The organism is Sphingobium sp. LMA1-1-1.1 (assembly GCF_040676365.1).
Lineage (GTDB): Bacteria > Pseudomonadota > Alphaproteobacteria > Sphingomonadales > Sphingomonadaceae > Sphingobium.
In genome coordinates this window covers 848,508-860,999 of record NZ_JBEGHS010000001.1, presented here as the reverse complement: position 1 = coordinate 860,999, position 12,492 = coordinate 848,508, and the positions used below count along the sequence as shown (strand labels likewise).

General features: G+C 64.7%; 13 protein-coding genes. All 13 read left to right on the top strand.

Features of this window, described 5'->3' with window-relative positions; all coding sequences use genetic code 11:
- The first annotated feature begins 6 nt into the window (after positions 1-6).
- The 13 genes from MRBLMA1_RS04135 to MRBLMA1_RS04075 all read left to right on the top strand — a co-directional run bounded on the left by MRBLMA1_RS04135 (position 7) and on the right by MRBLMA1_RS04075 (position 12,364).
- Positions 7-243: a tautomerase family protein gene (locus MRBLMA1_RS04135; RefSeq protein ID WP_363735167.1), complete on the top strand. Its 237-nt coding sequence runs from the start codon at positions 7-9 to the stop codon at positions 241-243.
- Between the two features lie 144 nt (positions 244-387).
- A complete protein-coding gene (locus MRBLMA1_RS04130; RefSeq protein ID WP_363735166.1) occupies positions 388-1,044 on the top strand; it encodes a DUF448 domain-containing protein in 657 nt (218 codons plus the stop codon).
- Positions 1,045-1,134: 90 nt separating this feature from the next.
- Positions 1,135-3,726 carry a translation initiation factor IF-2 gene (gene infB / locus MRBLMA1_RS04125; RefSeq protein ID WP_363735165.1) on the top strand — a complete coding sequence of 864 codons (2,592 nt, stop codon included), beginning with the start codon at positions 1,135-1,137 and terminating at the stop codon, positions 3,724-3,726.
- A gap of 36 nt (positions 3,727-3,762) precedes the next feature.
- Entirely contained in the window at positions 3,763-4,137 is a 375-nt protein-coding gene (locus MRBLMA1_RS04120; protein WP_133651793.1) for a glyoxalase superfamily protein, read from the top strand.
- Positions 4,138-4,142: 5 nt separating this feature from the next.
- The gene (rbfA, locus tag MRBLMA1_RS04115) at positions 4,143-4,544 is read left to right on the top strand and encodes a 30S ribosome-binding factor RbfA (RefSeq protein ID WP_133651794.1); all 402 of its coding nucleotides are present in this window, start codon (positions 4,143-4,145) and stop codon (positions 4,542-4,544) included.
- A 106-nt stretch (positions 4,545-4,650) separates the two neighbouring features.
- A complete protein-coding gene (locus MRBLMA1_RS04110) occupies positions 4,651-5,547 on the top strand; it encodes an alpha/beta hydrolase (RefSeq protein ID WP_363735164.1) in 897 nt (298 codons plus the stop codon).
- Between the two features lie 2 nt (positions 5,548-5,549).
- Positions 5,550-6,128, top strand: a complete 579-nt coding sequence (locus tag MRBLMA1_RS04105; protein WP_363735163.1) for a thymidine kinase — start codon at positions 5,550-5,552, stop codon at positions 6,126-6,128.
- Positions 6,129-6,252: 124 nt separating this feature from the next.
- Positions 6,253-6,621, top strand: coding sequence for a DUF6491 family protein (locus MRBLMA1_RS04100; protein ID WP_363735161.1), 369 nt, complete (start codon positions 6,253-6,255; stop codon positions 6,619-6,621).
- 32 nt (positions 6,622-6,653) lie between these two features.
- The gene (gene truB / locus MRBLMA1_RS04095) at positions 6,654-7,565 is read left to right on the top strand and encodes a tRNA pseudouridine(55) synthase TruB (protein WP_363735160.1); all 912 of its coding nucleotides are present in this window, start codon (positions 6,654-6,656) and stop codon (positions 7,563-7,565) included.
- Positions 7,566-7,584: 19 nt separating this feature from the next.
- The gene (gene rpsO, locus MRBLMA1_RS04090) at positions 7,585-7,854 is read left to right on the top strand and encodes a 30S ribosomal protein S15 (protein WP_046763409.1); all 270 of its coding nucleotides are present in this window, start codon (positions 7,585-7,587) and stop codon (positions 7,852-7,854) included.
- A gap of 178 nt (positions 7,855-8,032) precedes the next feature.
- Positions 8,033-10,363, top strand: coding sequence for a polyribonucleotide nucleotidyltransferase (gene pnp / locus MRBLMA1_RS04085; protein ID WP_363735158.1), 2,331 nt, complete (start codon positions 8,033-8,035; stop codon positions 10,361-10,363).
- Between the two features lie 142 nt (positions 10,364-10,505).
- Positions 10,506-11,519 (top strand): sensor histidine kinase, encoded by a 1,014-nt coding sequence (locus MRBLMA1_RS04080; RefSeq protein WP_363735157.1) that lies wholly within the window; start codon positions 10,506-10,508, stop codon positions 11,517-11,519.
- 59 nt (positions 11,520-11,578) lie between these two features.
- Positions 11,579-12,364 carry an outer membrane protein assembly factor BamD gene (locus MRBLMA1_RS04075; RefSeq protein ID WP_133651988.1) on the top strand — a complete coding sequence of 262 codons (786 nt, stop codon included), beginning with the start codon at positions 11,579-11,581 and terminating at the stop codon, positions 12,362-12,364.
- The last annotated feature ends 128 nt before the right edge of the window (positions 12,365-12,492 follow it).

Below are 12,492 nucleotides of genomic sequence, written 5' to 3'. Positions count from 1 at the left end.
GCGCAGATGCCGTTCGTCGATATCCGTCTGGCCGGAAACGCCACCCGCGAACAGAAGTCGGCCATCGTCGCCGACGTCACCCGGTCGCTCGTCGAGCGTCTCGGGAAGCCGGCCTCTGCCGTGCAGGTGGTGATTTCGGAAATCTCGATGGAAAATTACGGCTCGGCCGGCCAGCTCATGGCCGATCGGGTCGCGCCCCGGCCGACAGGGGAGGACGCCAATGCCGCGGTCACTTCCCAATGAGAGGCTAAGCGCTTCCCCAACACTGACGGACAGCCGTGCTCCTGCGAAGGCGGGAGCCCAGTCCAGAGGTCGTGCGCACCCGAAAAGGTGGAACCGGATTCCTGCCTTGGCAGGAACACGGATTTCGTTCGGAAAGGGCGCGTCATGACCGAACGCAAATGCATCCTGTCGGGCGACCGCGCCGACCCGGACATGCTCGTCCGCCTCGCCTGCGGCCCGAATGGTGAAATCCTGCCCGACATCCGCGCCAAGGCCCCCGGCCGTGGCGCCTGGATCGGAGTGTCCCGCGCGGAAGTCGAACAGGCGCTCGCCAGGGGCAAGCTCAAGGGCGCGCTCGCTCGGGCGTTCAAGACCGGCGACCTGCAAATCCCCGACAACCTCCCCGCGCTGATCGAGGACGGCCTGCGCAAGGCGCTGCTCGACCGGCTGGGACTGGAGGCGAAGGCGTCCATGGTCCTCACGGGCTCTGAAAAAATCGATGTCGCCTGCCGCAAGGGGGAAGTGACGATGCTGCTCCACGCCGCCGACGCCGCCCCCGACGGCAACCGCAAGCTCGACCAGGCTTTGCGCGTCGGGCAGGAGGCGGAAGGCACGGATTTGGCAGGCATCGTCTTGCCTGTGGACCGACACGCCCTATCTATGGCAATGGGGCGGGACAATGTCGTCCATATCGCGGTGACCGACTCGCGTGCGGCGTCACGTCTGCGCGGCGCCATAGGCCGCTTGGAAAGCTATCTGGGTTGCGCTAACGGAGCGCCGGTGCATGGGGAGCAGGACTCCGCAGGGGCATTGGGCGCCTGAGTTGGTATTGGAATGCCTGAGTTGGCATTGGAATGAAGGCGCCGACGGGCCTTGCCGGTCGGGTTGATGTGAAGGGTATAGTTCAGTCGTATGAGTGACAGCAAGGAAGACAAGCCGGTTCTGGGCCGCAAGCCGCTGGGGATCAAGCGCACGGTCGAGTCCGGTCAGGTGCAGCAGCAGTTCAGCCACGGCCGCAAGAACACGGTCGTGGTTGAGGTGAAGCGGCGCCGCATCCTGGGCAAGCCGGGCGAAGCCGGCCACGCTGCGCCTGAACCGCAGGCTGATCCCACGCCCGCGGCTGCCCCCGCCGCTCCGGCGGCGCCCCAGCCGCAGGCGCGCGCGCCGCAGCCGGCTCCCGCACGCCCGGCCCCGCCGCAGAGCCTGATGTCCCGTCAGGAATTGCAGGCGAAGCTGCTGCGCGAGGCGGAGGAAGCCCGCATGTCCGCGCTGGAGGACGCGCGCCGTCGCGAAGACGCCCAGCGCCTTGCCGCAAGCGAGGAGGAAAAGCGCCGCGCCGAGGAAAATCGCCTGGCCGCAGAGGCTTCCGAGGCCGAAGTCGCGCGCCAGCCCGAAGTGGACGCGGGGACCGTCGAGGAAACGGCCAAGGCGAACGTTGAGGAAGCCGCGCCTGTCGCGGCCGATGCCCCGGCCGAGGCCGCGCCGGCCGCTGCCGAAACGAAGCCCGCAACGTCCACCATGCCCCCGCCGCGCCGCTTCACGCCGGTCGCCCCGGTCAAGCGCCCCGAACCGGCCAAGCCGGAGCGGGCCAAGCGCGGCGACGACAATCGCCGTCAGGCAGGCAAGCTCACCGTCACCCGCGCCCTCGCGGATGATGACAGCGCCCGCGCCCGCAGCCTCGCCGCGCTCAAGCGCGCCCGCGAGAAGGAACGCCGCGCCCATTATTCGGGCGGCGCCCAGCAGCGGGAAAAGCAGTCGCGCGACGTGGTGGTCCCCGAAAGCATCACTGTCCAGGAACTCGCCAACCGCATGGCCGAAAAGGGCGCGGACCTGGTGAAGGCCCTGTTCAAGATGGGCACCGCCGTCACGCTCAACCAGGCGATCGACCAGGATACGGCCGAATTGCTGGTGGAGGAATTCGGTCACCGCATCCAGCGCGTGTCCGATGCCGACGTCGAAATCGGCATGGAGGGTGAGGTTGACGCACCCGAAACGCTGAAGTCGCGTCCGCCGGTCGTGACCATCATGGGCCATGTCGACCACGGCAAGACCTCTCTGCTCGACGCGCTGCGCGGCACCAATGTCGTGTCCGGCGAAAGCGGCGGCATCACCCAGCATATCGGCGCCTATCAGATCAAGGCGAAGAGCGGCGACATCATCACCTTCCTCGATACGCCGGGTCACGAGGCTTTCTCGGAAATGCGCGCCCGCGGCGCCAACGTCACCGACATCGTCATCCTGGTGGTGGCGGCGGACGACGGCCTGATGCCGCAGACGATCGAAGCCATCAACCATACCAAGGCGGCCGGCGTTCCGATGATCGTCGCGATCAACAAGTGCGACAAGCCCGATGCCAATCCGCAGAAGGTGCGCGAGCGCCTGCTGAGCGAGGAGGTCGTGGTCGAGGATATGGGCGGCGACGTCCAGGACGTGGAGGTTTCGGCACTCAAGAAGACCGGCCTTGACGAGCTGATCGAAAAGATCCTGCTCCAGGCCGAACTGCTCGAACTGACCGCCAATCCGGATCGCGCCGCCGAAGGCAATGTGATCGAGGCGCAGCTCGACAAGGGGCGCGGCGCCGTCGCCACCGTTCTGGTGCGCAAGGGTACGCTGAAGATCGGCGACACTTTCGTCATCGGCTCGGAAAGCGGCAAGGTCCGCGCGATGATCAACGACAAGGGCCAGCAGGTGAAGGTCGCCGGTCCCTCGACGCCGGTCGAGGTGCTGGGTCTCTCCGGCGTGCCGATGGCGGGCGACCAGCTCACCGTTGTCGAGAATGAGGCGCGCGCCCGCGAAGTCGCCGCCTATCGTCAGGAACAGGCGACCAAGAAGCGCACCACTGCCGCGCCGACCAGCTTCGAGCACATGTTCTCGGCGCTCAACACGACCGTCATCGAATATCCGGTGGTGGTGAAGGGCGACGTGCAGGGCTCGGTTGAAGCGATCGTGTCGTCGCTGAACCGCATTTCGACCGACGAGATCAAGGTGCGCATCCTGCATTCGGGTGTCGGCGCGATCACCGAGAGCGACGTCACGCTGGCCGCCGCCAGCCGCGCGCCGCTGATCGGCTTCAACGTCCGTCCCAATGCCAAGGCGCGCCAGTTGGCGGAGCGCGAGAAGATCTCGCTGCGCTATTATGACGTGATCTACGACCTGCTCGAAGAGGTTCGCGGCGAAATGGCGGGCCAGCTTGCCCCCGAACGCATCGAAACCATCGTCGGCCGGGCCGAGGTGCTTCAGGTCTTCCCCGCGGGCAAGAAGGACAAGGCGGCGGGCCTGCTCGTCCTCGACGGCATCATCCGCAAGGGACTGTCCGCGCGCCTTACCCGCGACGATGTCATCGTGTCGCGCACCAACATCGCCTCGCTCCGTCGCTTCAAGGACGACGTGGCCGAAGTCCGCGCCGGCATGGAGTGCGGCGCGGTCCTTCAGGACACGAACGACATCAAGCCTGGCGACACGCTCGAGCTGTTCGAGGTCGAGGAACGCGCCCGGACGCTGTAACAACAGCGCGCGCGACGCGGCGCGGAGGAAAAGGACATGGTCATGCTAGGCAAGGTCACGCCAATCCTCCGCAGCTTCGATGAAACGCGGACGCGCGCCTTTTACTGCGACTTCCTGGGGTTCGGGGTGGTGTTCGAACATCGCTTCGAACCTGGCATGCCGCTCTACATGGGCGTGGCGCGTGAGGGATGCGTACTGCACCTGTCCGAACATTATGGTGACGGGACGCCGGGTTCGGGCATTCGCATCGCCGTCGATGACGTGCGGGCCTATGCGGCGGAGCTGCGCGCCAAGCATTTCGGCAACGCCCGGCCGGGGGAACCGGTCGAGACGGAATGGGGCAGCCTTGAAATCACGATCACGGACCCGGCCGGAAATAATTTGACCTTCTTTACCGATTTGCCGGAGTGAATGGCATGAACAATTTGCAGGAAGGTCCCTCCGTCCGCCTGCTGCGCGTGGGCGAACAGGTGCGCCATGTGCTCTCCGAGATCCTTCAGCGCGGCGACGTCCATGACGATGTGCTCGCCAGCCATGTGGTGAGCGTGACGGAAGTTCGCATGTCGCCCGACCTGCGCCACGCGACGGTCTTCATCAAGTCGCTGCTCGGCCAGGATGAGGAGGCCGTGCTGAAGGCGCTGCGCACCAACACCGCCTATCTCCAGCGCGAAGTCGCGACCCGCGTGCGCCTCAAATATGCGGCAAAGCTCAAATTCCTTGCGGACGAAAGCTTCGACGAAGGCAACCATATCGACAGGCTGCTGCGCGATCCCAAGGTAGCGCGCGATCTGGACAAGCCCGAGGCCGAGGGCGAATAGGCCGCTGCCCGACAAACATCGTCCCCATCGACGCGACGGCGCAGCCCGGCTAACAGCGTCTTGTCCGCAGGCAAAGCAAGGCAAGGCAAGGCAAGGGGCAGGGCAGATGAAAAGAACGGGCATATTCGCAACCGCGCTTCTGGCGCTCGCCACGCCCGCCGCCGCCAGGGAAGCGCCGGTCCATCCGGCTGTCACCACGGACCCGGCCCCTGATCCCGCCTATCCCGCCGGCATGAGCGCCTTCGTCATCCCCTCCGGGGACGGCGCGCTCAACGCTGTCCTCTATACCGCCGCCGGTTCGGGCCTGCACCCGACGCTCCTCCTCCTCCACGGTTTTCCCGGCAATGAGCAGAATCTGGACCTAGCGCAGGCGGCCCGCCGCGCCGGCTGGAATGTGCTGACGCTCCACTATCGCGGCTCCTGGGGCAGTCCCGGAAACTTCTCCTTCACCCACGCTTCGGAAGACGCCTGGAACGCGCTGCAATATCTCCAGCAATCCGCCACGGTGGTGAAATATCGCATCGACACGAGCGCCATCGTCGTCGCAGGGCACAGCATGGGCGGCTTCATGGCCGCCGACGTCGCCGCCGCCGAACCCCATGTCGCGGGCCTCTTCCTGATCGATCCCTGGGATCCGGCCGAAACCGCCGCCGCCCTCTCCACGCCGCAGGGCGAAGCCGCTTGGAAGGCCGAAGTTGCCGACGACCTGCCCCCGCTCCATGGCGCCAGCTATGACAGCCTGACCGCCGAAATCAGCGGCAACGTCGAAAAGTTCGACCTCGGCCGCAGGCTGGTGGGCTATGGCCGCCGCCCCTTGGTCATCATCGGGGCGGAGCGGGGCATCGGCGCCATGGCGCGAAAGGTGACGGCGGACGCGCAATCGGCCAATCCCGACACGCGGCTGATGGTCTGGCCGACCGATCACAGCTTTTCCGACAAGCGTATCGCGCTGGCCGACGCCCTGGTCCGTTTCCTCAAGCAGATCGCGCCAATGGCGCGCTGACCATGGCGAAGCTCTATTTCTACTACAGCTCGATGAACGCGGGCAAATCGACCACTTTGCTCCAGTCCAGCTTCAACTATCGAGAGCGCGGCATGGAAACCATGCTGTGGACCGCCGCCGTGGACGATCGTTACGGAGCCGGACGCATCGTTTCCCGCATCGGGCTGGAGGCGCAGGCCCATATCTTCGATGCCGCGACCGATCTCTTTGCCGCCATCGCCGCCCAGCAGGCGCACAGCCCGCTGTCCTGCATATTGATCGACGAGGCGCAGTTCCTGAACGAAGAACAGGTCTGGCAGGTCGCCACTGTCTGCGACCGGCTGAACATTCCGGTACTCTGTTACGGCATCCGCACCGATTTCCAGGGCAAGTTGTTCGAGGGCAGCGCCGCGCTGCTGGGCCTGGCCGACACGCTGAACGAGATAAAGACGATCTGCGAATGCGGGCGCAAGGCGACGATGAACCTGCGCGTCGATGCGCAGGGCGCGCCGATCCGACGGGGCGAGCAGACCGAAATCGGCGGCAATGACCGCTATGTCGCGCTCTGCCGCCGCCATTTCGCGGAGCGGATGCAGCGCTGAATCTTGTATCAAATTGTCGCCTCGTCCTCCCGACGGAGCGGCCTTCTACCCATATCGGCGTCATGAAGATGGAGCGGCGATCTGATCCCATCAGATCGAAATCCGCTCTTGCAGGAGACAGAGCATGTTCGCCAGATATCGGGCCGCTTTCCTGGCCCTTCCCCTTATGTTCGCGAGCGTCCCGGCCATGGCCGCGATGCAGCAGCCGGCAAGCGGTGAAGCATCCATTCCCTTCGTCAATCATGGCGGGGTCTGGAACTGGCAAGCCGATGGATCGCGCGGCGTCTATGTGCAGGACCAGCATCGCCAATGGTATTATGCGAAGCTGATGAGCAACTGTTTCGACCTGCCCTTCGCCAACGCCATCGGCTTCGAAACGCGCGGCATCGATACGCTCGACAGGTTCGGCACGCTGGTCGTGCGCGGCCAGCATTGCCCGATCACCAGCTTCACCTACAGCGCCGGCCCGCCCGCCAGGACAAAGAAGGGCTGACAGCAGGCGGCGCCCGCTATAGAGGGCCCGCCATGCATGGCTGGATCATCCTCGACAAACCCCTGGGCCTCGGCTCGACGCAGGCCGTGAGCGCGGTGAAGCGCGCCTTGCGGCAAAGCGGCGCGGGAAAGCTTAGGGTCGGCCATGGCGGCACGCTCGATCCGCTGGCGACCGGTGTTCTCCCGGTGGCGGTGGGAGAGGCGACGAAGCTCGCCGGGCGGATGCTCGACAGCGACAAGATCTATGACTTCACCATCGGCCTGGGCGTGCAGACCGACACGCTGGACCGGGAGGGCAGGGAGGTCGCGTCCAGCGCGCATCGCCCCACCCTGGCGGAGGTGGAGGCCGTCCTCCCCGATTTCACCGGCCCCATCGAACAGGTGCCGCCCGCCTATAGCGCGATCCTGATCGACGGCCGGCGCGCCTATGACCTGGCCCGCGCGGGGCAGGAGGTGGAAATGAAGACGCGCGCCGTGACCATCCACCGCCTTGACCTTCGTCCCTCCCGCGAGATCGCGAAGGAGGAAATGGTAGGGGAGGTCACCCTGCGCGCCCATGTGTCGAAGGGCACCTATATCCGCTCCCTCGCGCGCGACATCGCGCTGGCGCTCGGCACGGTCGGCCATGTCACCATGCTCCGCCGGGTGAAGGCCGGGCCGTTCACCCTGGAAACCGCGATTTCGCTGGACAAATTGGACGAAGCTGCTACGGGCGGCGGCATCGCGCAGCTTATGCTGCCGTTGACCGCAGGGCTGGACGACATCCCGGCTCTAGCAGTCTCTCCCGACGATGCGCTGGCTCTCCGACAGGGGAAGGTGCTCGTGGGGAAACCGCATACCGGCTTGTTACTGGCGATGGAGGGCGAAACGCCCGTCGCGCTGGTGGAGGCCAGTGGCCCAGAAACCCTTAGGGAAATCAGGGTGGTGCGCGGCTTCAATCTCTAGATGTTACGAAAGGAAGCCGATGTCGATTACTGCCGAGCGCAAGGAAGCGCTGATCAAGGAACATGCCCGCGCCGAAGGCGATACCGGTTCGCCGGAAGTCCAGGTTGCGATCCTCTCGGAGCGCATTTCGAACCTGACCGAGCATTTCAAGGGTCATCACAAGGATAACCACAGCCGTCGCGGCCTGCTGATGCTGGTCAACAAGCGTCGTTCGCTGCTGGACTATCTCAAGAAAAAGGATGCGGGTCGCTATACCGACCTCATCACCAAGCTGGGCCTGCGCAAGTAAGCCTGCTAAAGAAGGAGCGGCCCCCATGTCGGGGCCGTTTCCGATTCCGGGGTTCCTGCAATTCGGCAGGATGTTCCGACCAAGGGGCCAGACGATGCTCCGAAACCGCTGCGGGCCGGTTTAGCCCGCATGACAGGCCCCGCCCGGCAATAGGGCCAGGCGGGCGAAGGAAAACAACATGTTCGATGTAAAGAAGGTATCAATCGAGCTGGGCGGAAAGACCCTCACGCTCGAAACCGGCCGTATTGCGCGTCAGGCCGACGCCGCCGTGCTGGCGACCTATGGCGAAACCGTGGTGCTGTGCGCCGTGACCGCCGCCAAGTCGGTGAAGGAAGGGCAGGACTTCTTCCCGCTGACCGTCCATTATCAGGAAAAATATTCCGCCGCCGGCCGCATCCCGGGTGGCTTCTTCAAGCGTGAACGCGGCGCGACGGAAAAGGAAACACTGGTTTCCCGCCTGATCGACCGCCCGGTCCGCCCGCTCTTCCCCGAAGGTTTCTACAACGAAATCAACGTCATTGCCCAGGTTCTGAGCTTTGACGGCGAAAGCGAGCCCGACATCGTGGCGATGATCGCCGCTTCGGCCGCGCTGACCCTGTCGGGCGTTCCCTTCCTGGGTCCGATCGGCGCCGCCCGCGTTGGCTACAAGGATGGCGAATATCAGCTGAACCCCTCGCTGGACCAGGCGAAGGAAGGCGAACTCGACCTCGTCGTCGCCGCCACCGGCAATGCCGTGATGATGGTCGAATCCGAAGCCAAGGAACTGTCGGAAGACGTCATGCTCGGCGCCGTGCTGTTCGCGCATGAAGCGTCGAAGAAGGTCGTCAATGCGATCATCGACCTCGCCGAGCAGGCCGCCAAGGATCCGTGGGACGTTGCCAAGGGCGACAATCTCGACGACCTCAAGAAGAAGCTGAAGAAGCTGATCGGCAAGGACATCACGGCCGCCTACAAGCTGACCGACAAGTCCGCCCGTTCCAACGCGCTGAACGAGGCCCGCGCCAAGGCAAAGGCCTGGTTCGCCGAGGAAGGCCTCGACGCCCAGACGGTCATGGCCGGCATCAAGCTGACCAAGAAGCTGGAAGCGGAAATCGTCCGCACCGCCATCCTCAAGGACGGCAAGCGCATCGACGGCCGCAACACGACGCAGATCCGCCCGATCGAGGCGATGGTCGGCTTCCTGCCGCGCACCCACGGTTCGGCCCTGTTCACCCGCGGTGAAACGCAGGCGATCTGCACCACCACGCTCGGCACCAAGGACGCCGAGCAGATGGTCGACGGCCTGACCGGCGTTCATTATGAAAGCTTCATGCTGCACTACAACTTCCCGCCCTATTCGGTCGGTGAAGTCGGCCGCTTCGGCGCGCCGGGCCGTCGCGAAGTCGGCCATGGCAAGCTGGCATGGCGTGCTCTGCACCCCGTGCTGCCCAGCAAGGAAGAATTCCCCTACACCATCCGCGTCCTCAGCGACATCACCGAGTCCAACGGCTCGTCATCGATGGCGACGGTCTGCGGCGGTTCGCTCTCGATGATGGACGCCGGCGTGCCGCTGAAGCGCCCCGTTTCCGGCATCGCCATGGGCCTGATCCTGGAAGGCAAGGATTTCGCTGTCATCAGCGACATTCTGGGCGACGAGGATCATCTCGGCGACATGGACTTCAAGGTGGCGGGCACGGAAGCGGGCATCACCACCATGCAGATGGACATCAAGGTTGCCGGCATCACGCAGGAAATCTTCGAGGTCGCTCTGCGCCAGGCGAAGGAAGGCCGCGCCCACATATTGGGTGAGATGAGCAAGGCCCTGTCCTCGACTCGCACCGAGCTGTCGGCCCATGCCCCGCGCATCGAGACGATCCAGATCGACAAGGCGAAGATCCGCGACGTCATCGGCACCGGCGGCAAGGTCATCCGCGAGATCGTCGCGGAAACCGGCGCGAAGGTCGACATCGACGATGAGGGCATCATCAAGATCAGCTCGTCCGACATCAACCAGATCGAAGCCGCCAAGAAGTGGATTCTCGGCATCGTCGAGGAAGCGGAAGTCGGCAAGGTCTACACCGGCAAGGTCGTAAACATCGTCGACTTCGGTGCGTTCGTGAACTTCATGGGCGGCAAGGACGGCCTCGTCCACGTCTCCGAAATGAAGAATGAGCGCGTCGAAAAGCCGACGGACGTCGTCTCCGAAGGCCAGGAAGTGAAGGTCAAGGTTCTCGAAATCGATCCGCGCGGCAAGGTTCGCCTGTCCATGCGCGTCGTCGATCAGGAAACCGGCGAGGAACTGGAAGATACCCGTCCTCCCCGCGAACCCAGGGGCGATCGCGGCGGTGAGCGTGAAGGCGGCCGTGGCGACCGCAATCGCCGCGACCGTGGCGGCGACCGCGGCGGACGCGGTGGCGACCGGGGTGATCGCGGCCCCCGCCGTGACCGCGGCCCGCGCGGCGAAGGCCGGGGCAATGGCGATGACGACGGCTCCAATGCCGGTCTGCCGGACTTCCTGACCCAGGATTGATCCCGGTCCATCAGGCCCGATAATACAGGAAGGGCGCCCGGTCATCCGGGCGCCCTTTTTGATGAATTTGAATGCTTTTCTGATCTCCAATTGGCCTGGGCGGAAGTTGTGATAGGGTAACGATCAAGCTGTGGGGGGATTTATGCAGCGCAGGAACGAACGATTCGTGGAGCGCCTGCCGCTGGCCCTGCGTCGACCCTGGCATGCCTATCTGCTGGCGACCGTTTTCTGCCTGATCGCCCTCGCCATTCGCGCCGTCGCCGAAATCGCCATGCCGGTCGGCTATCCCTTCGTCTCCTTCTTTCCCGTCGTGATCCTGACCTCCTTCCTGTTCGGGGTGCGGCCGGGCATCTATGCGGGCGTGTTGTGCGGCCTCTTGTCCTGGTATTTCTTCATTCCGCCACGCATGACGTTCGACTTCCATCCAGGCGTGCTGCTGGCGCTCGCCTTCTACGGCATCGTCGTGATCATCGACATCGCGCTGATCCATCTCTTGCAGAAGGCGAACTTCAAATTGGCCTTGGAGCGGGAACGCAGCCGCGCCCTGGCGGAAAATCGCGAATTGCTGTTCCACGAATTGCAGCACCGCGTGTCCAACAATCTTCAGGTCGTCGCGGCCATGCTTTCGCTCCAGCGACGCCATGTCGACCATGACCTGGCCCGCCGGGCGCTGGACGACGCTTCGGCCCGGCTCGCGCTGGTCGGCCGGATCAGCCGGGAGCTCTACAATCCATCGGGGGAGGGGCAGGACGTCCGCGCCTTCCTGACGACATTGACCGCCGACGTGCTGGCGGCCAGCGGTCGCGACGACATCGCTCTCACTGTCGATGCGCCCGATGCGCTGACCCTGCAACCCGACATCGCCGTGTCGATGGCGCTGATCGTGACCGAAGCGGTCAACAACGCCATCGAACATGGCCTGCCGCATCGGGGCGGCAGCATCCACGTCAGCCTGGACGTCAGCGACGGCACGATAATCCTTGACGTCACCGACGATGGAAGGGGCCTGCCCGCCGATTTCGATCCCGGCTTCAGCCAGAGTCTGGGCCTGCGGATTTCCAATGCACTGGCCTTGCAACTGAACGGCCGCTTCTCCCTGATGCCCTCGGTAAAGGGCGGCGCGATAGCACGGCTTGACCTGCCTGCCCGCGCATAGCGACCGACATGCACATTCTGCCGCTTGGCGAGGCGCATTCGCTCCGCTATGACCCGGCCATGCTGACGAAAACCATGACGCGCATCGGCGCGGCTACCGCACCGCTTCTGCTTGCCGCCCTGCTCTCGGGCTGCGCGACGTCGAAGAACAAATCCGACACGCAATATGTCGCCCGCGACGTGTCGACGCTCTACAATGCGGGCAAATACCGCCTGGATCGCGGCCAGTACAAGCTTGCCGCCGCGCTCTTCGACGAAGTGGAGCGCCAGCATCCCTATTCGCCCTGGGCCCGCCGCGCGCAGCTCATGTCCGCGTTCAGCTATTACATGAATCAGGATTATCCGGAATCGATCGGAGCGGCGCAGCGCTTCCTGTCGATCCACACCGGCAACAAGGACGCGCCCTACGCCTATTATCTGATCGCGCTCTGCTATTATGAACAGATTGCCGACGTCACCCGCGACCAGAAGATCACGCAACAGGCTCTGGACGCGCTGGGCGAACTGATCCGCCGCTATCCCGACACGCGTTACGCCGCCGATGCCCGGCTGAAGCTCGACCTCGTCAACGATCACCTTGCCGGCAAGGAGATGGAGATCGGCCGTTTCTACCAGCGTCGTGGCCAGTGGCTGGCGGCGACTCTGCGCTTCCGCACGGTCATCGACAAATATCAGACGACCACGCACACGCCGGAGGCGCTGGAGCGCCTGGTGGAAAGCTATCTCTCGCTCGGCATCCCCGCCGAAGCGCAGAAGGCCGCTGCGGTGCTGGGCCGGAACTATCCGGGTTCGAAATGGTATGAGCGCAGCTTCAAGCTGATGCGCGAACATCCGAACAAGGCCTGACCTGTCCTGTTCCCCCTCCCGCAGGCGGGCGGGGTCGAACGGCATCACGCGCCTCTGTTCAGGGGAGGATCGCGAGCAAAGCGAGCGTTCCCTCCTGCCCAATTCAGCGCCGCTGGCGCGGTGCACCC

Excerpts from the sequence above, each read along its gene's own strand:
- MRBLMA1_RS04075 (WP_133651988.1), top strand. The coding sequence starts at position 11,579 with ATGCTGACGAAAACCATGACGCGCATCGGCGCGGCTACCGCACCGCTT.
- rbfA (WP_133651794.1), top strand. The coding sequence starts at position 4,143 with ATGAACAATTTGCAGGAAGGTCCCTCCGTCCGCCTGCTGCGCGTGGGC.
- MRBLMA1_RS04105 (WP_363735163.1), top strand. The coding sequence starts at position 5,550 with ATGGCGAAGCTCTATTTCTACTACAGCTCGATGAACGCGGGCAAATCG.
- pnp (WP_363735158.1), top strand. The coding sequence starts at position 8,033 with ATGTTCGATGTAAAGAAGGTATCAATCGAGCTGGGCGGAAAGACCCTC.
- MRBLMA1_RS04135 (WP_363735167.1), top strand. The coding sequence starts at position 7 with ATGCCGTTCGTCGATATCCGTCTGGCCGGAAACGCCACCCGCGAACAG.
- MRBLMA1_RS04130 (WP_363735166.1), top strand. The coding sequence starts at position 388 with ATGACCGAACGCAAATGCATCCTGTCGGGCGACCGCGCCGACCCGGAC.
- infB (WP_363735165.1), top strand. The coding sequence starts at position 1,135 with ATGAGTGACAGCAAGGAAGACAAGCCGGTTCTGGGCCGCAAGCCGCTG.
- MRBLMA1_RS04080 (WP_363735157.1), top strand. The coding sequence starts at position 10,506 with ATGCAGCGCAGGAACGAACGATTCGTGGAGCGCCTGCCGCTGGCCCTG.
- MRBLMA1_RS04110 (WP_363735164.1), top strand. The coding sequence starts at position 4,651 with ATGAAAAGAACGGGCATATTCGCAACCGCGCTTCTGGCGCTCGCCACG.
- truB (WP_363735160.1), top strand. The coding sequence starts at position 6,654 with ATGCATGGCTGGATCATCCTCGACAAACCCCTGGGCCTCGGCTCGACG.
- rpsO (WP_046763409.1), top strand. The coding sequence starts at position 7,585 with ATGTCGATTACTGCCGAGCGCAAGGAAGCGCTGATCAAGGAACATGCC.
- MRBLMA1_RS04100 (WP_363735161.1), top strand. The coding sequence starts at position 6,253 with ATGTTCGCCAGATATCGGGCCGCTTTCCTGGCCCTTCCCCTTATGTTC.
- MRBLMA1_RS04120 (WP_133651793.1), top strand. The coding sequence starts at position 3,763 with ATGGTCATGCTAGGCAAGGTCACGCCAATCCTCCGCAGCTTCGATGAA.